Origin of the sequence: Oscillatoria sp. FACHB-1407, assembly GCF_014697545.1 — a bacterium.
Taxonomy (GTDB): Bacteria; Cyanobacteriota; Cyanobacteriia; order Elainellales; family Elainellaceae; genus FACHB-1407.
In genome coordinates this window covers 393,365-416,136 of sequence record NZ_JACJSA010000001.1, presented here as the reverse complement: position 1 = coordinate 416,136, position 22,772 = coordinate 393,365, and the positions used below count along the sequence as shown (strand labels likewise).

At 49.6% G+C, this 22,772-nt stretch carries 20 protein-coding genes; 4 read left to right on the top strand and 16 right to left on the bottom strand.

Going from position 1 to position 22,772, the window contains the following annotated elements:
* The first annotated feature begins 346 nt into the window (after positions 1-346).
* Both H6G89_RS01620 and H6G89_RS01615 read left to right on the top strand, forming a co-directional pair.
* Positions 347-3,322, top strand: a complete 2,976-nt coding sequence (locus H6G89_RS01620) for a tetratricopeptide repeat protein (RefSeq protein ID WP_190503502.1) — start codon at positions 347-349, stop codon at positions 3,320-3,322.
* 95 nt (positions 3,323-3,417) lie between these two features.
* On the top strand, positions 3,418-3,921 hold the full coding sequence (locus tag H6G89_RS01615) for a hypothetical protein (protein WP_242059774.1): 504 nt from the start codon (positions 3,418-3,420) through the stop codon (positions 3,919-3,921).
* A gap of 47 nt (positions 3,922-3,968) precedes the next feature.
* On the opposite strand, the gene H6G89_RS01610 is transcribed toward H6G89_RS01615, so the two are convergent.
* Positions 3,969-6,365: a GUN4 domain-containing protein gene (locus H6G89_RS01610; protein WP_190503499.1), complete on the bottom strand. Its 2,397-nt coding sequence runs from the start codon at positions 6,363-6,365 to the stop codon at positions 3,969-3,971.
* 270 nt (positions 6,366-6,635) lie between these two features.
* On the opposite strand from H6G89_RS01610, the gene H6G89_RS01605 reads away from it, so the two are divergent.
* On the top strand, positions 6,636-6,833 hold the full coding sequence (locus H6G89_RS01605) for a hypothetical protein (protein ID WP_190503497.1): 198 nt from the start codon (positions 6,636-6,638) through the stop codon (positions 6,831-6,833).
* An 11-nt stretch (positions 6,834-6,844) separates the two neighbouring features.
* Here H6G89_RS01605 and H6G89_RS01600 read toward each other — a convergent pair whose 3' ends face one another.
* From H6G89_RS01600 to H6G89_RS01545, 12 genes are all read right to left on the bottom strand, one after another.
* Positions 6,845-7,723, bottom strand: a complete 879-nt coding sequence (locus H6G89_RS01600) for a polysaccharide deacetylase family protein (protein ID WP_190503495.1) — start codon at positions 7,721-7,723, stop codon at positions 6,845-6,847.
* Positions 7,724-7,780: 57 nt separating this feature from the next.
* Complete coding sequence (locus tag H6G89_RS01595; RefSeq protein ID WP_190503493.1) at positions 7,781-8,587, bottom strand: ABC transporter permease; 807 nt, start codon at positions 8,585-8,587, stop codon at positions 7,781-7,783.
* A gap of 39 nt (positions 8,588-8,626) precedes the next feature.
* Entirely contained in the window at positions 8,627-9,544 is a 918-nt protein-coding gene (locus H6G89_RS01590; protein ID WP_190503491.1) for an ABC transporter permease, read from the bottom strand.
* Positions 9,537-10,649, bottom strand: a complete 1,113-nt coding sequence (locus tag H6G89_RS01585; protein WP_190503489.1) for an ABC transporter ATP-binding protein — start codon at positions 10,647-10,649, stop codon at positions 9,537-9,539. Before H6G89_RS01585 ends, H6G89_RS01590 begins: the two co-directional genes overlap by 8 nt.
* A 94-nt stretch (positions 10,650-10,743) precedes the next feature.
* Positions 10,744-11,916 carry an ABC transporter substrate-binding protein gene (locus tag H6G89_RS01580; RefSeq protein ID WP_190503487.1) on the bottom strand — a complete coding sequence of 391 codons (1,173 nt, stop codon included), beginning with the start codon at positions 11,914-11,916 and terminating at the stop codon, positions 10,744-10,746.
* 487 nt (positions 11,917-12,403) lie between these two features.
* Complete coding sequence (locus H6G89_RS01575) at positions 12,404-13,075, bottom strand: GntR family transcriptional regulator (protein WP_190503485.1); 672 nt, start codon at positions 13,073-13,075, stop codon at positions 12,404-12,406.
* A 98-nt stretch (positions 13,076-13,173) separates the two neighbouring features.
* Positions 13,174-13,890: an amino acid ABC transporter permease gene (locus tag H6G89_RS01570; protein ID WP_190503483.1), complete on the bottom strand. Its 717-nt coding sequence runs from the start codon at positions 13,888-13,890 to the stop codon at positions 13,174-13,176.
* Entirely contained in the window at positions 13,891-14,649 is a 759-nt protein-coding gene (locus tag H6G89_RS01565; protein ID WP_305082292.1) for an amino acid ABC transporter ATP-binding protein, read from the bottom strand.
* A 29-nt stretch (positions 14,650-14,678) separates the two neighbouring features.
* A complete protein-coding gene (locus H6G89_RS01560; protein ID WP_190503481.1) occupies positions 14,679-15,371 on the bottom strand; it encodes an amino acid ABC transporter permease in 693 nt (230 codons plus the stop codon).
* Between the two features lie 63 nt (positions 15,372-15,434).
* Positions 15,435-16,349 carry an ABC transporter substrate-binding protein gene (locus H6G89_RS01555; protein ID WP_190503479.1) on the bottom strand — a complete coding sequence of 305 codons (915 nt, stop codon included), beginning with the start codon at positions 16,347-16,349 and terminating at the stop codon, positions 15,435-15,437.
* Between the two features lie 121 nt (positions 16,350-16,470).
* Positions 16,471-17,379, bottom strand: a complete 909-nt coding sequence (locus tag H6G89_RS01550) for an ABC transporter substrate-binding protein (protein WP_190503477.1) — start codon at positions 17,377-17,379, stop codon at positions 16,471-16,473.
* A 483-nt stretch (positions 17,380-17,862) separates the two neighbouring features.
* On the bottom strand, positions 17,863-18,549 hold the full coding sequence (locus tag H6G89_RS01545) for a response regulator (RefSeq protein WP_190503475.1): 687 nt from the start codon (positions 18,547-18,549) through the stop codon (positions 17,863-17,865).
* Between the two features lie 230 nt (positions 18,550-18,779).
* Here H6G89_RS01545 and dusB point away from each other — a divergent pair, with 230 nt between their 5' ends.
* On the top strand, positions 18,780-19,841 hold the full coding sequence (dusB, locus tag H6G89_RS01540; protein ID WP_190503473.1) for a tRNA dihydrouridine synthase DusB: 1,062 nt from the start codon (positions 18,780-18,782) through the stop codon (positions 19,839-19,841).
* Here dusB and H6G89_RS01535 read toward each other — a convergent pair.
* The 3 genes from H6G89_RS01535 to H6G89_RS35490 all read right to left on the bottom strand — a co-directional run bounded on the left by H6G89_RS01535 (position 19,838) and on the right by H6G89_RS35490 (position 22,463).
* Complete coding sequence (locus H6G89_RS01535) at positions 19,838-20,890, bottom strand: GNAT family N-acetyltransferase (protein ID WP_199336455.1); 1,053 nt, start codon at positions 20,888-20,890, stop codon at positions 19,838-19,840. The genes dusB and H6G89_RS01535 overlap by 4 nt on opposite strands.
* 399 nt (positions 20,891-21,289) lie before the next feature.
* Positions 21,290-22,099, bottom strand: coding sequence for a WecB/TagA/CpsF family glycosyltransferase (locus tag H6G89_RS01530; RefSeq protein WP_190503471.1), 810 nt, complete (start codon positions 22,097-22,099; stop codon positions 21,290-21,292).
* A gap of 232 nt (positions 22,100-22,331) precedes the next feature.
* The gene (locus H6G89_RS35490; RefSeq protein ID WP_255519333.1) at positions 22,332-22,463 is read right to left on the bottom strand and encodes a hypothetical protein; all 132 of its coding nucleotides are present in this window, start codon (positions 22,461-22,463) and stop codon (positions 22,332-22,334) included.
* Between the last annotated feature and the right edge of the window lie 309 nt (positions 22,464-22,772).

Genomic DNA, 22,772 nt, shown 5'->3' with positions numbered 1-22,772 from the left:
AGATTGGTCTGCTAAACCCGCCCGTACCGTTTGCGGATTTATTTAATTCATGATCGTTAATGCCAAGGGTCAGGGATGAATGGGGCGGCTGAGGCGTTAAACTCAACTCTCAAAACTTGTGTCTGACAATCAGTGACCAATGACCCTTAACTCAACCCTCAAAACTCCCCTACTCCCTACTCCCCATTGACCATTGACAAATGACCTCTTTAACTACAAATAGTGAAATCACCCAAAGTTGATTCCAAACCAGGCTCAACTTTGATTAACCTTAAGTAAGATGAGCGATTACCCCACTAGGGGAACTGCCCTGAACCGCACGTCTACCCTGAATGAGGATGACCCAATGAAACGTAAAAACCCGGCATTGTTAGCACACCTGTTGCAGAACGGTCTTGCACTGGCTGCTGTGTTGCTGTCGGTCGGGGTCGTCCACGCGGAACCATCGCCAATCCAACGCCATTCAGAATGGACGATCGCCCAGGCAAACACTGCCGATCGAGCTGAATTGGATCAACTTCAAGCCGATGCTCGACAAGCCTTTAACCGTACCATTATTCTCTTCAATGTGCTGTTGGCGGCTCTGGCGTTGTTGATTGGTGGGGCGATCGCCACGTTGATTATTCTGCGGCGAGCGGTGGTGCGAGAGGTTGCCGATGCGGTCAAAGCGCACTTAAACGAACTCTCTGACCTGGAAGCACAGATCAAGCAAGCGACCAAGAGTGTCAACGAGGTGCTGCGCGATGCCGAAGATATCGCCGATGAGCTAAGCGGTGAGGCAGATGAGTTTCAAGCCGAGGTGAAGGAAAAGCGGGAGGCGATCGCCAAACTGCTGACCGAGTTCAACAAGCTCAAGGAAAAGACCCTGGCGGATTTGACGGCTCAGGTGACTGCGGCAAAAGACAAAATGGGAATTTCCCAATCGGAGTTTGCCGATCAACTGGAGGCGTTGCAGCAGGCAACTCAGGAACGGGCTGACCTGACCCTGGGCAATCTAGAGCAATCGGAGGCTACCTTTGGAGCGAGTCTGGCAGAGATTCAAAAGACGGCCGCGACCCATCGGGATGAATTTAACCGCTATCTGGGTGAGGTGCGATCGCAAGCCGTCACTCAAAAAGACGACTTTGCCGCCCAACTGCGCGATCTGCATGTGGTAGCTAGCTCTCGCAAAGATGAGTTTGTGGCGCAACTGTGGCAACTCCAATCCGGCACAACCGAACGGCGTGATCAGGTATTCGAGCACTTCACCAAGCTGGAAGCCGATATTGTGCCCCAATTGAATGAGGTGCGACAGGGAGCCGAAACCCGCATTATCCAGCAAAAAGACCTGATTCTGGACTATCTGCGGAAGCTAGAGTCCGACTTTGTGGGTGAGGTATCCAGCCTCAAGTCTGATCTGTATGGACATCGGGATTTGGCGTTGCAAGACTTTCAGCGGGCGATCGCCGACTTCTCCAACCAACTCAACACCCTCCAGTCGGATGCCCGCTTCCAAAAAGACAGCACGATCCAGAGCTTGCAGCGATCGGCAACCGAGTTTATCGGACAGTTTTCTGGGTTGCAAGCCGATATCCAACAGCAAAAGAACAGCATTCTCCAAGACCTGCGGCGAGTCGCGACCGAGTTCACTGCCCAATTCGCTGGTTTGCAGGCGGAAGTGCAGTCCCAAAAAGAAGGCACTCTGGGCTATTTAGAGAAGGTTTCCTCTGACTTCACCAGCCAATTCGCTGGCATTCAGGCAGACGTATACGGGCAGAAGGACAATACTATCCAGCAACTCCAACAGGTGGCAGCCGAGTTCACTGGGCAGTTTGCTGGCATTCAAGCCGATGTACAGGGGCAGAAAGACGCCACGATTCAGCAGTTACAACAGACAGTAGCGGACTTCATGGGGCAGTTTGCCGGAATTCAAAGCGAGGTGCAAGGACAAAAGGATGCCACGCTGCAAACGCTGCAACGCTTAGAGGCGGAGTTTGGCAACCAACTGGCGGAGTTGCGCTCCACAGCAGATGGACGCAAGGAATTGCTGCTGGAGGCACTGGGTAAGCTGGAAACCGATGTTATTGCCCAACTTACGGAACTCAAGGACGACACGCGCAATCAACGGGATGTGTTGCGGCAAAAGGTAGAACAACTGGAAGCCAAGTTCACCGCCAAGCTGTCGGAACTCGAATCGGGCGTGCAAAAGCAACAGGAAAACGCTGTTCAGAACTTTGGCAAACTGGCGATCGATCTGGCAGAGCAACTGAATCACATTCAAACCGATGCCCAGACTCAAAAAGACCAGATCTTGAAGCAGTTGGCAGAACTGTCACCCCAGTTCATCGCGGAATCCTTTATGAGCGAAGAGCAGGAAAAACTGCGATTGCTGATGGAGCAACTGGACACCATCCGCGCCAACAATCCCAAGTTGTTTATGACGGCGCAGAGCTACATCAATCAGGGAGATGCGCTGTTTGCAGAGGGACGCTACAAAGAGGCGATCGCCCAATACGAAGAGGTGGTCAAGGTGCAACCCAACAACCCCGACGTCTGGTATCGTCGCGGATTGGCATTGCAAGAGTTGCAACAGCACGAGCAAGCCATTATTGCCCTCGATCGCGCCCTGGCTCTCAACCCCGACCATACTGATATTCCCTATCATCGCGGCATCTCTCTGCGCGAGTTAAAGAGCTATAAAGAAGCCCTCACCGCCTTTGATCAAGCTGTTGAGCGGCAACCTGCCGACCATAAAGTGTGGCTGAATCGGGGCATCACGCTGAACCGTCTGAAGCGTACTGACGATGCGATCGTCGCCTTTGACAAAGCGTTGGAACTCAAGCCCGACTATCACGAGGCACTGGTCAATCGAGGGGTGGCTCTGGGAACCTTGCAACGCCACGAAGAAGCTCTAGCTGCCTTCGATCGCGCCACTCAGGTTGATCCCGATGATGCCACCGCATGGCTCAACAAGGGCATGGCACTGGAAACCTTAGAACGCTTCGAGGATGCCTTAGCTGCCTTTGATCAGGTGTTGCGGATTAACCCCGATTCTTTCAAAGCCCTCGACAAGAAGGGTGCGGCTCTGGTGCAATTGGGACGCGACCGGGAAGCGATCGCCAGCTTCGATCGTGCCCTCGAACTCAAACCCGATTACGCCAGTGCCCACTACAACAAAGCGGTTTCCTATGCCCTACAGGGCAAGTCTGACCTGGCATTGGGTAGCTTGCAACAGGCGATCGGGCTGAATCCCAAATATCGCCAGGAGGCAAAGACCGACACCAGCTTTGAGGAAATTTGGAACGACGAGTGGTTCCGCGAAATCGTTGGGGATGCTCGTTAACTACACCCAGATCTGCGACTTCTTTGAGAAGTCGCAGATCTTAATCAACCTGAAGCTTTCGACGTCGATCGCAACGAGTTATGCAACAAGAGTAGATGTCTGCAATTCCAGCCTCTTTACGGCGTTTGGTAATACAAAGAGCGGGCGATCGCTATGAATCTTGGGACAAAATGGAGTCAAACACAGAACGCATTGAATCCTTAAAAGCGGGAATTGTTGGCGCGATCGCCACAGGTCTTGCGGCTTTTGCCTCGGCACTCATTCTGCCCCTGTTTCAAGAAGCCTCGTGGGGTTTATCGATCCAGCTATCGACGTTGCTTCAAGGAGCGATCGCCCTTGCCACTGGATTGTTGTTTGGAGTCAGTTATCGATACATTGTTCGGCAAGATAACAATCCTCAACTCAAAGCAGGTGCTGTTCTTGCCTTTGGGGTGATTCGCGGGTTAGCCCAGATTGATTTACAGGTAGATACTATTACCCTGGATCAACTCATCGATTGGAGTAGCGTGGTGCTGCAAAATATTGTCTTGTTTGCGATCGCTCAGCAAGTGTTGAATTGGGCGATCGGTCAAAAATGGGTGAAACCGTTTGGCATCTAGCATCCCGGCTGCTTCAAGCAGCCGGGGATCTAGCTATTGGAGGAAGCTCAGGACTGGCTCGTGCTACAGTCTACAAGTCTGTGCACTAGAAAAGGGAAGTGAGCAGAAGAAGGTGGTATCACAGCAGAAGGCGGCAGCACCGACATACCCTGATGACCGCTAGAACCCCACCAACATGGAAATTCTCCTAGAAGAGATTTTTCGAGGTCAGAATTGAGATAGTCATAGTTAGTCACCCAGTTGCCGCCCTTGCGCCAACCCACGCGATCGCAAAATTTATACCATGCCTCCCGCTCAGATCGTCCATTGGCGATTCCCCCAACTTCTGACGACAAGTAGATAGCCTTTTGCACGCTGAAACCCCATTTGCCCTGACTATAGTTCACCCAGAGTTGGTCAATGCGAAGTAAGTCATCACAGGGAAACGTGTGAAGGTCATCTATCCACAAAACTTGGTCTTCACTTTTACCAACCGTGCGGAGCATCATGTGCCAGGTTTCTTGATCGGCTTCTTTCCATTGCCCTTGAGCCAGATAGGTTTCGAGAGGCTGATAACGCAGAGCTTGCAGCTCTTGAAATGCCTCTGGGTCAACAGGGTTGGGCGATTCACGCACACAGTCGTATCCTAGTTGCAGAGCTTCACGAGTGTTACGCCGACAGGCTTCCTGAACCAGCGGTGTGGGGTTGGTTTGAGCCGCATACAACAAAATCGTTTCGCGCCATTCTGTCACCTCAAACCGTTCTGAAATCATCAATTCTTGCTGCAAGATTTTGATCTGTTCTGCCGCTAGATACTCCTGAAAACTGAGGTGAGCAAATTCATAAATACTGTCCTGATCGTTGCCTCGGTCTTCCTTCTTGACCAGCAATTCGCTGATTGTCACAATTTGCTCAATCCATTGCTCTGGCTTTACACCATAGTTGATTGACACCAAGGGTTGTCTAATCCAGTCACCCAATCGCCCCCCTGTAATGTCAGGAAGCCGTCCACTGGGATACTCCATCAGCTTGAGAGCGATGATTCGCAACAGCTTCAAGCTATTCTCCAGGTTTAATAACATGGGGATGCCCTTTGCCTGGGGGCGATCCACGAGTTGCAGCTTACAGATGTTGGCATAGAGTTCCGCCCGATATTTGGGCAATGCATCTCCAGGATGAAACCGATGCACAGTGGCAATCATGTTGAGCAGGAGTGGATTGTCTGCCATCTCAGACAGCTTTGGACGCTGCTTTAGCTGTTGTAACAAGTTGTTAGCTTGGCGTTCAGCCGTAGCTTGCACATCTGGAGTGTTTCGTCCACCCCGGTCATAGCGTTCCTGACAGGCATACCATTTATGCAGGAACTCACTCCGCTGTTTGTTGTTAAATGCTCGAACATAAAGCGTCGTTTCGGGTCTTTCGGCAGTGTAATGCTTTTCATATCCGGGTGGGCGCGATGTGAGAATAAACACCGACTTTGGATAACGATGCATTTGCTGGCTGATCCACTCGCTGACATCACCCCGACGTTTTTCAGCTACTTCATCAAACCCGTCAAACATCACCAGTGCCCGACCTGCTTGCAGTAGGTTCTTTGCCCAGTTTTCGGGAACATTGAGGCGGTCATGATCGGGCAATCGCTTTAGATGATGAGTGTGAATTAGATCAGGCAGGCTGGGAAATGTGGATTTCGCTTGATCAAAAACCTCACGTAAGTCGCGCAAATACAACAAGATGGGGATCAGCTTTGGGGCTTTGTATTGCCGCACAACGGGCAACTGTTTGGCATAGCTCAAAGTAATGTGCTTGAGCAGGGTCGTTTTGCCATAGCCAACTGCTGCCAAAATTGCCATATGTCGATAGGCTGGTGACTTCTTTGTCTGTGCCAAAAACTCCCAAATCTTCCAGTTGTTTTCATCTTGATTAGAGGGTTCTATAGAGCCTTGTTTCAAGCGTTGCCGCTGTTTTAATATCATGTGGGTTGCCTGTCCCTCTACCTGGCTACCCACCAACTCCAACGGCACAAATACCTCTTCTAACATCACCATTTTGATGCCAAAGGGTTGATAGCCTTCTACCCGATAGTCATAGCAATCGTATGCCTGACAGTCCAAATACTGCCGCTCAAAACTCGATAGCTTCCATCGCAACGCTCGATTCAGTGCTTCAACTCGGTTGACAATTGAATTAGCCACCGAAGCTCGACGCGATTGCCAAATCTCATTCCACAGATCAGACAAAAGCTTGAACACAAACACCCAGGCTGCTCCAGCACAAGCAAACAAAAAGGCTTTTCGCAAATCCCCATCAGGGCTATTGGGGTCTATATAAAGCCAGCATTCATGTACTGCAATCACAAAAAAGATTGCGGCTGGTCCCAGGCTAACCAGTTGTTCAAGTAGCTTTTCAAAGATCTTGTCGAATGACATCAAGAAATACCACAGAGCATTGATTGGAGATAGCATCTAGTGTATGCGATGTCGGATTTTACGCAGTGCGAGGGGCGATGCGTTCAGGCATGAATTCCGTGAGTATTTGCAAAGCCTAATTGTCGATGGCATTACTCCTACAAACTGTGTGTCTTACTCTAAGCAAGTCAAATTTTTGTGAAAGGTTATGTAAAGATACTTTAAAGATTTTCCGGATGGGGACGGGCGATCGCGAAGAGTGACTCAGTAATTTTGACGAGTACTCTGTGTGCTCGTACTACTCTTTGTCCCCCCGGAGTTGGTATTATGCAACCTTCAACCCTTGCCCCCACGATTGAAGAAATCACCAATCGCATTGTTGCCTCTGGCAGAATTACCCGTGCTGATGAGCGGTTTTTGCTAAGAGCCGCAACGTCAGAGCAACCCCTTAGCGATCGCGACATGAGACAGGTAAAACACGTCCTCGATCGCCTCAAGATGGGGTTACTGCGAGTGGTGGATTAGAGATCGCGAACTCAATTCATGATGTTAGTGTTTGCCGTGACCTGCGATCGCGAATATTGTGCTACGTCTTCACAGGTTGCCCACCAGACATCATCAAACGATTTCATGTATTCAAATAGCCGATAGAGCATATTTAACCGTCCGGGTCTGCCCATCAGGTTGGGATGAAAGGTCGTGGTGAAGAATCCGCCAAATCGCCGCATCCCATCGAATTCCTCTTTCCAAATTTGGAATGCGGTTTCGGCGGTGGCATTCACTCCACCACCGGGAAAGGGAGAGGCTCCAAAGATTTGCCAGTCATCTAACACCATGCTGATGGGTAATTCGATCAGCGATCCTGCCGGGGTTGAGAGCAAATAGGGCATATCGTATTCCATCAGGCTACAGTCATAAATCATCCCCAATTCGCAGAGCAATTCGAGGGTATCGGGTTTGACTCCCCAGGTAGGCGCACTCCAACCTACCGGAGCTTTTCCGGTGATACGTTCCAGAGCGGCGATGCCCTTGAGAAATACGTCGCGTTGAGCTTCTTTGTCTAAAAAGAAGCAGTTTTCATGTAAGTAACCGTGATGGGCGATCTCGTGTCCCTCGGCGGCGATCGCCTCTACTGCGTCGGGATGCAGGTCTGCTACATACCCTGGGAAAAAGAATGAACCTGGAATATCCAGCGATCGATGCATGTCGAGAATACGAGGCAGAGCAGCGGAAACTCCGTAGGCTCCTTCAGAGAGAGCAGTGAGATGGTTTACTGCACGAGGGTCACTGGCGATCGCCCCTGACTCGCCATCCACATGCCAACCAATGGAGACAATACACTTTTGCCCCTGTGGTCCTCGGAAATCGGGCATAGGGATTGATTTAACGGTTGCGGTAGGATTGATCGTTTGCATAATTGGGGTTATGGGGTAGATGGTTGAATCAGAGAGGTGATGAATCGCGTTTGTATTTTATGAGTTTGAGGTTTGGGATGCCAGCAGGCGTTGAGAAATCAGTGTTACAAGCATTGAGAGTACAAACACAATACTGCTAATGGCATTCACCGTTGGGTCAAATCCGGTAATTAAATTAGTCCAGATTTTAATCGGCAATGTCACCTCAAACTGCGTCAAAAAGTAGGACATGATGAACTCATCAAAAGAAAAAGTGAAGGTGAGTAGAAGTGATGCTACGATCCCCGGAAAACAAAGGGGCAACACCACTTCTAGAAGCGATCGCCAACGTCTTGCCCCTAAAATCCATGCGGCTTCTTCAAGATTGAGGGGAATTTGCAACAGGCGCGATCGCAACACAAACACCGCCAACGGTAAGGCAAACACCAGATGACCAAGGAAAGCGGTCAAGAGTGAAAACTGCCAACCCAGACGAAAGAAATACACGCGCAGCGCAACCGCTAACAAAATACTGGGTGCGGCGATCGGGGTGATGAGAAATCCGGTTAGTGCTGTCTTGCCAACAAAAGTCGATTTCACCAGTGCATACGCTCCTAAAAAGCCAAGACTGGTCGCCACAATACTGACCGCTACCGAGAGCCACAAACTGTACTGCAACGACTCCACAAAAGCTGTATCCGCAAACATGGCTTGATACCACGCCAGCGTTAAGCCCTGGAAGGGAAACCCCTGAAATCGCCCTGAGTTAAATGAAAACAGCATGACGAGTAGGATGGGCGCGTAGATCAGCAGCAGTATCGTTCCTAACCATCCGTATAAGACAATATTGCCTTTTTGCTCTCCCTGACCTTGCACGATGCCCATGTGACTCTCCCTGATTTGCTGTAACTGTTATCCAATCCTTTAGTTGCGATATGAGTCTTTAGAATTAAGTCCCCGTCCGGCTAAGCTCAGTACTGGTAAGGTGATGGCGAGAATCGTGATCAGCATTATCGTGGCATAGGTCGCTGCTCGTGGGATGTTGAAATGGGTGGTGATTGCTCCAACCATCGCTTGTGCTAAAACGGTGCGAATGCCTCCACCCAACAGCGTTGGCACGACATAATCGCCAAACACAAAAATGAACAGCAACACGCTGCCGATGAGTAAACCGGGGGTAGACAGAGGAAAAATCACGTCTGTAAACGTGTGCCAGCGTTTTGCCCCTAAGTCAGCTGAGGCAGCTAACAGATTGGGAGAGATGGCTTCCATGACGGCACAGAGATTGAGGGTGATCAACATCGTGCCAAAAACGGTAAAGCCCAAAACTGTAGCTATGTGGGTGTAAAGAATCTCGACTCCCGGCAGCGACAGAGCAGTGAGAATCCGATTGAACAATCCACTATCTGCGAGGAGTAACTGCCATGCGAAGGCACGCACGACAAAGCTTGTCCAAAAGGGAGCTATCACCAGCAACAGAGCCGTCTGTCGGTAGCGTTTGGGCAAAACAAAGACAAGGGTGTACGCCACTGGATAAGCACACAGGATGGATAACCCGACGGTGGCAAAGGAAATACCAAGCGATCGCCCATACGTTACCCAAGCCGCTTGATTGCTCAGGATCTCCTGATAGTTTTGCCATGTCCAGCCAGGGGCAAACTCGATGCCCGACCCAGTCGCCACTCGAAAGCTGGCAGCCAACAGATAGACCAACGGCACCAGATAAAACAGCAGCAAATACGCCACGACTGGAACGATTCCCAGTCCGGCAAAGACGGAATGCCAGGAATAGCCTTGCTGCTGTCCACTGTAACGACTTGCCCTGAGGGAGAGATTAGACATAACTCAATGCCGGAGTAGAATGACCGTCTGACAGGGCGATCGCATCATCAACGTCCCAACCAATGTAAACCGGGCTACCCACCTCCAGGGGCGATCGCATGGCCGACTCAACGATGATCTCGTCGTGATCGACCTGCACAACGAACCGGGTCACTGACCCTGCGTAGATTTGAGCGTTGAGGATGCCTTGAACACTGTTGATCTGAGGTGGTCGCTGCAAACTGATGTGCATCCGTTCAGGGCGAATCATGACAACGACGCTTTGTTGGGGAGATAGGGGAACGGTGCGATCGCGTCGCACTCGAAGTGGGCCAAACACCGGATCGAGAACCGAAACGGTTGTCTGATCAAAACTGATCACCTGAGCGTAGCGCAGATTGCACTGCCCCATAAACTGAGCCACAAATGGCGTTTGAGGGCGGTCGTAAATCTCCTGCGGAGTGCCCATTTGTTCAATCTTGCCATGCCGCATGACGACAATGCGATCGCTCATCGTCAACGCCTCCTGCTGATCGTGGGTGACGTAAATGAAGGTAATTCCCACCTGCGTTTGAATTCGTTTTAGCTCAAGCTGCATCTGTCGCCGCAATTCAGCATCCAATGCTCCCAGAGGTTCATCCAGCAACAACACGGTCGGTTGCAACACGAGCGATCGCGCCAGTGCAACTCGTTGTCGCTGCCCTCCAGAAATTTGATGGGGCTTGCGCTTTGCCACGTGAGGTAGTTGTACAAACTCCAACATGTCACGCGCCTGAAGCAACCGTTGAGTGCGGGATATGCCTCGCATCTTCAAACCAAACGCAATGTTTTCCTCCACCGTCAAGTGTGGAAACAGTGCGTAGTCTTGAAACACCAAACTAACGTGGCGATCGTAGGGAGGCGTGTGTGTCACCTCCCGCCCATCGATGTAAATGGCTCCACTGGAGACGGTTTCTAACCCCCCGATCATCCGTAATGTGGTGGTTTTGCCACATCCCGACGCACCTAATAGGGTAAGAAATTCACCCCGTCGAATCTGCAACGAAAGCTGTTGAACTGCGGTAAACCCACTCCCAAATTGTTTGGTGACGTTTTGTAGCTCAACAATATAATCAGCGTCTGTCATTAGCCCTACTTCAACCTTGCCGCTTTTCCAATGGCTTGCCCTCAAATGATTCAGAGCTAGTGATGAAACCCCAATGAAATGGGTTAGAACTAACCTACAAGCTCTTGAACTCCTCCCAAATGGCTGACCATTCATCAATGTTGTCCGGACGCTCTCTGGGTGAGAGATTTGCCAGGAATTTCTGCTGGAAGTTAGTCACATCTTCCAGATTCAGCAGCTTGCGTTGATCGTTTGTCAGCAGAGCCGCCGCATCTTGATTGGGCACCATGCTGTAGTAAGTCCGAGCCACTGCCAGTTTTGCCTGAAATTCTGCTCCAGCAACGTACTGCAAGAACTTCACGGCATTTTGAGGACGAGGGCTATTGCCCAGCACGATCACCGCCTGATCCCAGGTGACTCCCCCTTCTTTTGGAACACTTGCCAAAAACGGCTTGCCTTCGACTGCCAGACCCGCCTGAATGAACTCTCCGGCGATCGCCACCCAAAAGTCACCCGATGCCAATGCCTGAGTCGTTTGGGCAGTGCTGCCAATCAAGCCCACTTGAGGACGCAGGGCAAACAACTTCTCCTTAACTTGCGCCAGTTGATCTGCTGTGAGTTGATAGGGAGGATTAAAGCCCAACCACTTAGCGACAACTCCCATATTTGGCAAAAACCAGTCAAACAGAGCAATCTTTCCTTGCAGTTTAGGATCCATCAACACATCCAGTGACTCCACTTCGGAGGCTTGGAGCTTTGTGGAATCATAAGTGATGCCATAGTAGCCGAAGCGATTGAGCAACCCATACATCTTGCCACCTTCAAAGCAGGTAGACCACTGATCAAACGGAGGCAGGTAGCTATCAAGGGGATAGTCCGACGGATTCAACTCCATCAAAACCCCCTCTTTGGCTAACGCAGGGATGTAGGCACTCGTGGGAGTCATGATATCCCAGGTGCCAGCAGGGGAAGTTTTGATCAGCGCAATCATTTCGTCATCAGACCCATCGTGAATCTTGAGATTCACCTTAATGCCTGTCGCGGCTTCAAACGGTTCCAACATTCCAGGTTCCTCATACCCTGAGAATGCCAGAACATTGAGGATTTTTTCCTCTGCTGGAGAGGCTGAAGCAGAAGGAGAAACAGATGTTGTCTCTGAAGGGGCACCACTGCAACTGGCGATCGCCCCAGTTCCCAGTGCCAGTGCTCCATATTTGATAAATTTACGGCGACTAATGCCAGAGTAGACAGTCCTGAAATTAGGATGGGGCGGTTTGAAATTGTTCATAGATGACTCCTATAAAACAGAGAATTGCTGAGAAAAATAGGCAACATCAATTAGACGATTGAGGAACGATTTTAGAGATCCATTGGGTCGTAATGGAGGTTGTGATAAAGGTGAAAAATACCAATCAATCTAGGACTGCAATCTAGAACTTCAAGCTAAAAAGATGATTGATTGGCAAATATCTAACGAGAACAAAAGTTGAAGTGAAAACAAAAATATATTTATAGATATACTGTAAAAAACTACGAGAAAACTCTGTATCTGAGACTACGATTTTATTGGATCTTTAAACCTTTGATTTCCGATAGTTCTAAGGCGGGCTTCCTTTTAATAGCTATGAATACATTCGCCAAGTGCCCAACCCAAGAGGATTAAGCAATAGCCGATATTTTAGAGATTAAGATTGCTCTTATAAATTGGCTCTAATATCAACAGAATAAAATTCAATTAATTGAGTCTAGCCAGGAGTTTCGATCGCTTAGAATCCCTACAATTCCTTCAGAATGGCAGCTAATTTTTGCTCAAACCAGGTGGTGTGGTGAAACATTAAATCTTCTGCTTTAACGGCATCTCCTACCTTCAAAGCATTAAAGATTTCAAGGTGTTGTTTTGCAGAGATTTCAACAGGAACAATAGCGTGATGCCAGATCAAGGGACGGATGCGATCGACATGTTCCTGTAACTGCTCAATTTGGGCACGCAACCTGCGATTTTTGAGCTTGTTTGCCAGGTATTGATGAAAGGATTCTCCGAGAAGTCTGGCTTGTTCGAGTTCGTTGTTGGCGATCGCTTTTTCCGCTTGATCCAGCAACTCCTTCATCGCATCAAAATCCTCAGAGTTGAGCAGTGAAGCAGCCCGCCGCACAACATAAGATTCCAGTGCTGCCTGCACTTCAATGACTTCTAAAATCGAGTCGGCTGAAGGCACTTTGACCTTGGCTCCTCGTCGTCCATCATTTTCTAGCCACCCCTCCCGCTCTAACATAATCAATGCTTCTCGAACGGGAGTTCGACTCACTCCATATTCGCGAGCAATATCACCAATCACCAGGTATTCCCTCGGCTTGATGGTGAGCGATAGGATGCCTTGCCTGAGGGAGTGAAACACTCGTTCAGTCAGGCTGTAGTCCATGTTGTCGGTTAACTCTGGCAGCGGCATTCGATTAGAGAAACTGGGAGGGTGGAAAGCAGTTTAGTGAAAACGAATCATTGTAGAAAAGTGCGATGTGTAGAGATGCACGAGAAGTCTGAAACAGATTAACGAACAGACTGACGACTCCGGGCTAGTGTACCAAAATCAAAGACATGATTTTCAAAGTGAGAGGAAATCCATGTTAATACACCAATCAAAATCAAGTATAAGATAGATACTTCAATGAGCACCTCAGCAAACACAAAATGTTGAAAGATCAGTGCATTGCCAATCTGCGTTAGTTCATTCACCGCAATAACCGATAGTAACGATGAAGTCTTCACTACATTAGCCAGTTCGTTGGTTAACGCTGGAATCATCCGCTTTGCTGCTTGTGGTAACAAGATATTGAATAGGGCGGTGCGCTCATCCATACCAATGGACAGAGCCGCTTCGCGTTGACCGCGATCGAGTGATTCCAATGCGGCTCGAACAATCTCAACTTCGTACCCAGTAGCAATCACAGTAAGCGCGACAACTCCTGTCCAAAACTCATTCAGTGTGATGTTAAAACTCGGTAACGCGAAGTAAATAAAGGCAATGTGCAGGAGCGGTGGAACCCCACGCACGTAGTTCACAAACCACTGAATCAGCGTTTTGAGAATGGGATGACCAATAACCCGTAACCCTCCTAAGGTCACTCCTGCGACGATTCCAAAGAGAACGGCAAGAACGCTGATTTGAATGGTGATCCACGTTGCCCGCAACAAGTCAGGCACAATTTGCACCATGAAATTAATGTCGAGGGCGAGGAGGGGAAAGGGCAGCAGCATAATCATCATTCACAACACATAGCTGAGAAATCGGCGCGTTTCCTCACGCTGCGGACGATTGAAGATCGCCTCTGTAGAGCCTGCTTCCACAATTCTGCCGTGCTCCAAAAAGATAACTCGATGGGCAACTTTTTGGGCGAAACGCATCTCGTGAGTCACGATCAGCATCGTCATGCCCTCATCCGCCAGTTCCTGCATCACTTGAAGCACTTCATGGGTCAGTCGGGGATCAAGCGCAGACGTTGGTTCATCAAACAGCATCAGTTTGGGGTTCATTGCCAGGGCACGGGCGATCGCCACTCGCTGTTGTTCTCCGCCTGAAAGCTGCCAGGGGTACTGGTTCACCCGATGCCCCAGATGCACCTTATCGAGCAGATAACGCCCCAACTCCCGACAAACCGATTTGGGTTTACCCAGCACCTTGTGAGGTCCGATCGCCACATTATCCAGAGCACTCAAGTGAGAAAACAGGTGAAACCCCTGAAACACCATGCCAATCTGCTGCCGTTTTCGGGCTAGTTGTTGAGCCGAATCGGGTATCCATTGCCCATTGGGTGAAAACTGCCCTCCAATGTATTGCCCATCTAACCAAACGCTGCCGCTGTCTGGCGTTTCGAGATAGTTGATGCATCGCAACAACGTACTTTTTCCCGAACCTGACGCCCCAATCAAAACGACATGCTCCCCTGCCTTGACCTCTAAATTGGCGTCGCTGAGGGCCACCGTTTTGCCGTAATACTTGCAGAGATTTTCGATCTTTAGCAGCATAGCAACTTAAGGAAGTAGGGCTTGCAAACCTAAATGGCAGGCGGATTGGCAGTGCCAGAAACAGGATTAACCATCAGGCCATTGCCATAATTAAACACACGTTGCTCCAGATAAACTGCGCTCCATGACAATAGTTGAATCACCGCAAAATACAAAATGGATTGCAACAGCAGCACTTCAGCGAACTTAAATGTTGAGGCGATGATAGCATCTCCTGCCTTGGTTAGCTCAAACAACGAGATCACCGACAGCACCGAAGATGCCTTAATTAGATTGGCGAGTTCGTTGGTTAATGGCGGAATCATGCGACGAGTCGCTTGAGGCAACACAACCCACAGCATCGCCATTCGGGGTGTCATACCAATGGCAGCAGCGGACTGGAGTTGCCCCTGATCCACAGAGGCGATCGCCCCTCTGACAATCTCAACCTGATAGCCCACCGAGTTAAACACCAACGCCACAACCCCGATCCAAAACACATTCCACTTCAACCCCAACATGGGCAGAAAAAAGTAGGCAATGTAAATTTGGATGATGATGGGGGTGCCCCGCACAAACCAGACATAGGCATCGATCAACCATCGAATGGGTTTTGCCGATTGGCTTAGCACCCGCACCATGCCCAGGCTGATGCCCAACACCATACCAATCGCCAGTGACAGCAAACTGACAACCAGCGTGGTACCTAGCGCAGGCAACAGCCGAGGCAGGATTTCAAGCATGAACGGGATGTCCATAGGCGGATGGCTTCACGCAAGGGGGATGGAGTATGCGATGACCTCTGTTTACCAGGTTGGTGGGGTATCAGGCAAGTTTTTGAACTCTTGCTGGAACCACTTCATTTGCAGTGTGTACAGCGTTCCATCCTGTTTCATGGCGGCGATCGCGTCATTAAACGCAGTCCGCAGGTCTTCATCCTCTTTGCGGAAAGCGGCACAGGTGTATTCTGCTGCCCAACTTTCTGATTGGAAGGGGATCACCTCAAACCCAGGATTGACCTTGGCAAACTCCAACATGCTGACGATGGAACTGGCGTAGGCATCAATTCGCTTGCTTCGTAGTGCCTCTAACCCAGCAGTATCATCGGCGAAGGTTTTAATCGGCTCCCGATACTTGATGTTTAGCTCTTTTTCGGTGATGGTGAGTTGGTCAATCGAGGGAGTTCCTGCTTTCGTGCCAACCACTCTGCCATTCAGGTCTTCGCGAGCAGCAATGCCTTCGCCACTGCGAATCAACAAACCGGAACTGGCATCCATGTAGGGCACTGAAAAATTGACGCGCTCATAGCGTTCTGCGGTTGCGGTCATGCCGCCCAGGATGAAGTCGAATCCACCGTTGTAGAGGGTTTGAATCACCGTAGGCCAGTTGGTTGGTGTGGGACGACTCTCAACTCCCCAGCGTTTGCCCAACTCCATTGCTAGATCGATGTCATACCCGACCAACTCGTTGTTTTCATCGTAAAACTCAAAGGGACGATAACCCGCCTCTAAACCGTAGGTGAAATAACCTCGCTCTTTAATCGTTGCCAGGATCCCTCCACTTGCGGCAGGGCTTTCAGATGAAGCAGGCGCAGTGGACTCACTAGTCGAACGGCTACAGGCAGTCAAAATCCCCGTTCCAAGGGCGATCGCCCCATATTTAACAAACCGACGACGGCTCAAGCGGCTGATTTCTTGTGGCATCTTGTCGAACTCTTTCATGCAACACTCCTTATCCAGATCAAAGGATTAAATTAGATGAACCGTACACGCTAGTAACCAAACAATCGCTCAATGACATCTCTCAGAGAACTACTTCGTATGCACTAAAACTGCAAAAAAATCACTGAATATACAGCTTTTCCATAAACTGATTCGTCATCATTTCATCTGTTGTAACAGGTTGATCGATCAATCCATAGGACTGTAGATAATGAATACTTTTTTCCCACCGTAAAGCTTCCATCCAACCCAATTTTTCTAGCCCAAGCTTGCCTTCAAACAAGGGTTTAAGAGCATTCAACATCTGCTGTTGAATGTCGGGTGTAGATTCTTTGAGGTAGTGATCAATCACCACTTGAACGGTATCTTCCACATTGGCAAAGGCATACCGCCAACCGTCAAATGTCACCTTCAAGAATTTTTGCAGTGCTTCAGGTTCTTCGGCAATCAGGCGATCGGTCGTGCCAATGACTTGCGAATAGACTTCATAGCCCCACTCGTAAGCAGGCATCACTTGAAGATCAAGCCCTGCTGCGGCTAACTCAAAGGGTTCCACCATGACAAGACACTGCGTTGCATCAAACTCACCCTTGCGGAGCAAGTCTTCATAGTCGTATCCCACCTCGACAATCTCGACCTGATCTGCCTTAAGTCCGCTGTAAGCCAGACTGATCCTCAGCCCGGTTTCACCGTCTCCATGAATCCCCACTCGCTTGCCTACGAAATCCTGAATGCTACGGATACCAGAGGATTTCAGCGCAACCCAGCCCAAACCAGAGTATTGCATCATCGTGGCGATCGCCTTTACAGGTTGCCCCATGGCTCGCCCCCGAATCAGCAGATTATCTTCGGTGCTGACGAGCCAGTTTCCATCTTGTTTGAGAATCTCAACCTGATTGAGGTAGGGTCGCCAGGGAACGATCGCCAGTTCAATTCCATGATCGAGATACCAGTTGAGATGGTGGGCGATCAAGATACCAGCAAATTGAACGTTTGGCTTCCAATCGAGTTGTAGTTGAAGTTGCACCATCTGACTCAGAAGGTTTTGAAAGGTGTCAAAGAATGAGTTTTAAAGGTGATTTAAGAAGTGAGCAAAAGAAAATAAATCGGATGAGCACGAGGCAAAATCCTTTGTTTATTTTAAGTATTCAATTCAAGATAAAGTCCCCTTTTTACGGGGCTTTTGTCTGCATTTGGCAAGCATTTAATAACATCAAAAACGGAAATCAAAGAACATATACACATCGATATATTGTAGGGTGTGCAAAATTTTTTATGTATTTCGAGATACTTTTCTGCTAATTTTTAAGTCATTCTCCATCGAAAGCGTTTTTATGGGTAGCAAGCACAGCTCATACCGGGTTTAGAGCTTGCTACTACAAAGCGTGATTCACTGAGGCTCGGCTCATGCTTACGGCGAAGTCTCTTCTTACTCAGCTACCGTTTATACTTCAATTTCTTACAGATGGTGTGCACCTGCAACGCCCATTCCACAACTTGTGCAATGCTTCTGCTAAACCAGCCCAGTTCGCAATGCAACAACAGCCGCCTGGACGCGATCATCCACGGCTAACTTGTTCATAATGCTGCGAATGTGAGCTTTGATTGTGCTGGGGCTGAGGAACAATGCTGCTGCAATTTCAGGGTTCGTTTTGCCTTCTACAATCAATTTCAGCACCTCTAATTCTCGCTCCGAAAGTTGACCAATGGGAGCCGTTGGAGCCGCTGAGGTAGATGGTTTGAGATGCTCAACCACTTGACGAGCAATGCGAGGGTCGAGATAGACAGCCCCTTCCTGAGCAGAGGCGATCGCCAGCAGCAGTTGATCGACACTAACCCCTTTGACACAATAGGCGTCTGCTCCACTGCACAAAGCCGCGATCATTTCTGTTTCAGCGGTGTGAGAGGTGAGCATGACTACCCGAATATCTGGATTGGCTTGCTTAATTTGTTGTGTGGCGGCAATACCATCCAGTTGCGGCAAGCCAATATCCATGATCACCACGTCGGGTTGCTGTTGCAGAGCAATTTCAACCCCGGCATAACCATTCGCTGCCTGACCAACCAGTTCCACTTGCGGATAATCCGCAAAAAACTGTTCTAAACCCAGTTGCATTACTGGGTCATCTTCAACAATGAGAAGTCTGACTGGAGGAAGAGTCGTAGAGGAAGGGCTAGATTGCTCTGTAACAGATGACATGATGGAGGGTGCCTCTACTGAAAATAGGCATGACTCCCTGAGGGTATATTAGCTACTACGAAAAAATAATTCTGGTATGCCACTTCTTAGTCATTCATGATCTTTAGTTACTTACAAAGTGGCGTTAGGCTAGTAAAAACCTGTACTTCAGCCTAGTTGAAACCGTTTTTACAGCCTGAGCAAGAACAGCGATAAAATTGAGTTTTGATTGGTTCATGGCATAGGTTTGTATGGTTTCCCTGTCTCCTGACTTAAAAGAACGGTTGTCTACCCCCCTCAAAATCGGTCAGTTTGAGGTCAAAAGCCGGGTGTTGCAATCGCCCTTATCAGGGGTGACAGATCTCGTCTTTCGGCGGTTGGTGCGGCGATATGCCCCCGACTCCATGATGTATACCGAGATGGTCAACGCAACAGGGTTGCACTATGTCAAAGAGCTACCCAAAATTATGGAGGTTGACCCGAACGAGCGACCGATTAGCATTCAACTATTTGACTGCCGTCCCGACTTTTTAGCGGAGGCAGCACAAAAAGCAGTCGATGAGGGAGCCGATACGGTTGATATCAACATGGGTTGTCCGGTGAATAAAATCACTAAGAATGGGGGCGGCTCGTCGCTATTGCGGGAACCGGAACTGGCAGGAGACATTGTGCGATCGGTGGTGAATGCGGTTAAGGTGCCCGTTACGGTTAAAACGCGGATTGGTTGGTCAGATAAGGAAATTAACGCGGTTGAGTTTGCCCAACGGATGCAGGATGCCGGAGCGCAGATGTTGACTCTACACGGACGGACTCGCGCTCAGGGCTATAACGGTTCTGCTCGGTGGGAGTGGATCGCCAAAGTCAAGGAAGTGCTGACGATTCCGGTGATTGCCAACGGCGATATTTTTTCAGTAGACGCGGCGGTGCGCTGCCTGGAGTTGACGGGCGCGGATGGCGTGATGTGTTCTCGTGGCACGTTGGGCTATCCCTTTTTAGTGGGCGAGGTAGATCATTTCCTCAAAACGGGAGAGTTGCGCCAACCCCCAACTCCCATTGAACGGTTGCTGTGTGCGCGTGACCATCTCCATATGTTGTGGGAGTACAAGGGCGATCGCGGCATTCGTCAAGCCCGCAAACATATGACCTGGTATGCCAAGGGGTTTCCGGCAGCATCAGAGTTACGCGGCAAGTTAGCCGTGATTGAGTCGGTGACAGAAGGGGTTGCGTTAATCGATCAGGCGATCGCACGGTTGGCATCGATGCCGACTTGGGAGATGACCGAAGACACCGAACCTCAACTCGTCGAGGTTTAGAGTTGAGCTAATGGTTTAGCCAATAGCGTGTAGCGTCGAATTGTGTGGGCATAGCGATCGCTCAGATTGCGTGAGTTGTTAGCGTTGTGCATCAGGGCATGAATGGCACGGGTATAGCCGAGTTGATGAGCGATCGCCTGACACTGTGACACCAAAAGATTGCCTAATCCGGCATAAGTCTTACCGGGTAACACAGCAACGGTTTTGATAATCACCGTGTTGATGGCTTCTCCCCGTTTGGCTTGCAGCAAATCGGGGATGGCAAAGAGAAATCCCACTAAAGTATCTCCATGTTCTGCCATAAGCACCAACTGCGGTTGAACGTAGGGTTTGATTTGGCTGTATTGGCTGATGAATTCCGTTTGGCTGATGGGGGTGTAGAGAAAATTGTTGCGAAAGCTAATGAGGGATAGCTGATGAATTTGCTGGAGTTCTCGTTCAAAGTTGTCCAGATTTAGCGATCGCACCTTGACCCCAATCTCGGTTAACCGCTGCTCGACTCGCACCATGCGGGGATCAACCTGAGTCAGGTTGGTGGTTAGTCCTGAGCTATAGTCTGCAAAGGAAGTAAAGCCAGCTTCGCGGAAATGGTCACACCACTCATCGGGATTATCAGGCTCTAAAAAGAAAATGGGTTCTGTACCGCGATCGCTCAACAATCGATAGCGTCGCCAGGTGTTGCCATCCATTGGGGCGACGGCGAGAGTGCAACTGTGAGCCGCAAGTTGGTTACAGGCGTGATTGAGTAGAAGCTGGGCAGATTCAGCATCTTGAGCGGCATAGTGACCAATTAAACCAAGGCGATGTTGATTTTGAGCGAAGGCTTGATCCCCCCTGTCCCCCTTCATAAGGGGGGTGGCATAGGTAGGGACGTTTTGCCACCAAAGAGAGCAGTAAGCCGTAATTCCCTTATCGTCTTGAATCAACATCCAATGGGCATCTGGGGCGTGTTGCGCCAAAGTCCCAGCATTCATAGGGGGTAATCCACCGAAGTTCTGGTATGTGTTAGATGGCGATCGCTCGACGAACTGATACGAAATCTCTTGCATAGATCTTTGGCTATTGCTACTGACCCCCGGTTGTCGCCGTCCCCCTTACCAGGCTATGGTCTATACGCTAAGTCCTCCCAGACCCCTAAATCCCCTAACTTTGGGGGACTTTGAGCATTTGTCAAGGGGCTTGATCCGATTAGAAGCACCCGTACTTGGAACCGATGCGAAGCGCGCCTTTGGGTGAACCGAAACACCTTCTGCTAGGGGGTTTGGGGGAGGCAGTGGCGTCCCCCAATGGGGGTTTGGGGGAGACTCCCCCAATGCCTGGTTTTCACACACTTGCAACAACCATGCATCGAATTTGGCAGGAAGCAGAGATCTGTATACACAGTAGCCTTACTAAAGGAACTACAGGGGGGTCTTACAGAGGCTATCAACAGATTTAGAACCCTATCCCTAAACTCGCGCTTTGACGGCTTTACTCGATCGCGTCAACCGATACACCAGCGATCGCCATGCAAATTGGGGCAGAGCTAACATCCGTCGCCACCGCCAGGGTTCTTGATAGAGGCGATACATCCATTCCAGACCATTGTTGCTGAGCCACTTGGGGGCGCGAGTTTTGACCCCGGCCCAGATGTCGAAACTGCCGCCAACGCCAATCCAGATAGAGTTAGGACAGAGATGGCGATTGTCGCGAATCCACAATTCCTGTCGGGGGACACCCAGACCCACCAAAATGATGTCAGGTTGCAGTGTTTTCAGGGTTTGCCGCAGGTTTTCCTGCTCGTCAGGGGAGATGTAACCGTGTTGGACGCCTGCGATCGCCAATCCGGGAACGCGCTGTTGCCACTGCTCTGCCGCTTTCTCGCAGACGCCTGGAGCACCGCCATAAAAGAAGACAGAATAGGGAGCCGTGGTTGAAAGGGTTCCTGAATTCAGGACAGCAGGATTCGCCGAGGCACGCAGAACAGCTTCAGCTAGCTCGATCCCAGGACAGCGTTGTGCCTTTTTGCCCTGGAGCCACATATAGAAAACAATCCCGGAGCCATCGGGCACTACTAACTCAGCTTGACGAATAATGTTGGCGAGCGTCGGGTTTTGCTCTGCCTGCATCGACATTTCGGCATTCAGCGTGACAACATGGACTCCATTTTGTTGGTGATGCTGGTGAAACAGCCAACCCAAGTAATCGTTTGACAGATGGAGTGGCAACCCAAATACGGCAAACTGCTCTAGCGACGGTTGAGTTAACTCACGCACCACAATTTCCTCCCTTTATCCTCACACCACACCACTTACGTTGGCATCACACTCATTATGCAAGGGATGGCGATCGCCTGAGCACAATTTCTCACAAACAATTTTCAACAAACTGTTTTGGACAACCAACTCTCAATAAACTGTTCCCAAAAAGCAACCCCAACAAACTATTCCAATAAAAAGGGGTAGGCTAAAAGCACTACCCCCGTTCGGGATTGGACACTTAGAAGATTGATTAATGGCTGGGTTGGAGCGTTCCATCAGCGTAAAGTTCCAGCGGAACGAGAACAATTTTGCCCTGTACGACGACTTTAGAATAGACAATTTTAACGAGCGGAGATTGGTTGTGGTTGTAGCGACGAGCCATGATGCTTCCTTGAAGTGGAGGATAACCCCTGAGGGGATTTCTATCTTTTAACCCTATCAGCCTTCACGTAAAGATACGGAAAAACTCACGTCTCTACCATAAAGATTAAGTAAATTTACGGACTTAATGTGTAGATTGAGGAACAGGAACAGAGCAGAAAGGATTCAATAAAAGAATTGCGCTGCAAAAATACTTCTTAAACAAGAGATAATCTGAACAGTTTGATTGAGTTGCAGCTACCTCAACACCCTACAGATTCCTTCACGATCGGCTGATTTTGATCCAGATAGCGTTACTAATCTTTTCACT

What these genes read in the sequence shown, in the direction of transcription:
- H6G89_RS01620 (WP_190503502.1), top strand. Translation starts at nt 347, where the DNA reads ATGAAACGTAAAAACCCGGCATTGTTAGCACACCTGTTGCAGAACGGT.
- H6G89_RS01615 (WP_242059774.1), top strand. Translation starts at nt 3,418, where the DNA reads ATGTCTGCAATTCCAGCCTCTTTACGGCGTTTGGTAATACAAAGAGCG.
- H6G89_RS01610 (WP_190503499.1), bottom strand. Translation starts at nt 6,365, where the DNA reads ATGCTATCTCCAATCAATGCTCTGTGGTATTTCTTGATGTCATTCGAC.
- H6G89_RS01605 (WP_190503497.1), top strand. Translation starts at nt 6,636, where the DNA reads ATGCAACCTTCAACCCTTGCCCCCACGATTGAAGAAATCACCAATCGC.
- H6G89_RS01600 (WP_190503495.1), bottom strand. Translation starts at nt 7,723, where the DNA reads ATGCAAACGATCAATCCTACCGCAACCGTTAAATCAATCCCTATGCCC.
- H6G89_RS01595 (WP_190503493.1), bottom strand. Translation starts at nt 8,587, where the DNA reads ATGGGCATCGTGCAAGGTCAGGGAGAGCAAAAAGGCAATATTGTCTTA.
- H6G89_RS01590 (WP_190503491.1), bottom strand. Translation starts at nt 9,544, where the DNA reads ATGTCTAATCTCTCCCTCAGGGCAAGTCGTTACAGTGGACAGCAGCAA.
- H6G89_RS01585 (WP_190503489.1), bottom strand. Translation starts at nt 10,649, where the DNA reads ATGACAGACGCTGATTATATTGTTGAGCTACAAAACGTCACCAAACAA.
- H6G89_RS01580 (WP_190503487.1), bottom strand. Translation starts at nt 11,916, where the DNA reads ATGAACAATTTCAAACCGCCCCATCCTAATTTCAGGACTGTCTACTCT.
- H6G89_RS01575 (WP_190503485.1), bottom strand. Translation starts at nt 13,075, where the DNA reads ATGCCGCTGCCAGAGTTAACCGACAACATGGACTACAGCCTGACTGAA.
- H6G89_RS01570 (WP_190503483.1), bottom strand. Translation starts at nt 13,890, where the DNA reads ATGATGATTATGCTGCTGCCCTTTCCCCTCCTCGCCCTCGACATTAAT.
- H6G89_RS01565 (WP_305082292.1), bottom strand. Translation starts at nt 14,649, where the DNA reads ATGCTGCTAAAGATCGAAAATCTCTGCAAGTATTACGGCAAAACGGTG.
- H6G89_RS01560 (WP_190503481.1), bottom strand. Translation starts at nt 15,371, where the DNA reads ATGCTTGAAATCCTGCCTCGGCTGTTGCCTGCGCTAGGTACCACGCTG.
- H6G89_RS01555 (WP_190503479.1), bottom strand. Translation starts at nt 16,349, where the DNA reads ATGAAAGAGTTCGACAAGATGCCACAAGAAATCAGCCGCTTGAGCCGT.
- H6G89_RS01550 (WP_190503477.1), bottom strand. Translation starts at nt 17,379, where the DNA reads ATGGTGCAACTTCAACTACAACTCGATTGGAAGCCAAACGTTCAATTT.
- H6G89_RS01545 (WP_190503475.1), bottom strand. Translation starts at nt 18,549, where the DNA reads ATGTCATCTGTTACAGAGCAATCTAGCCCTTCCTCTACGACTCTTCCT.
- dusB (WP_190503473.1), top strand. Translation starts at nt 18,780, where the DNA reads ATGGTTTCCCTGTCTCCTGACTTAAAAGAACGGTTGTCTACCCCCCTC.
- H6G89_RS01535 (WP_199336455.1), bottom strand. Translation starts at nt 20,890, where the DNA reads ATGCAAGAGATTTCGTATCAGTTCGTCGAGCGATCGCCATCTAACACA.
- H6G89_RS35490 (WP_255519333.1), bottom strand. Translation starts at nt 22,463, where the DNA reads ATGGCTCGTCGCTACAACCACAACCAATCTCCGCTCGTTAAAATTGTC.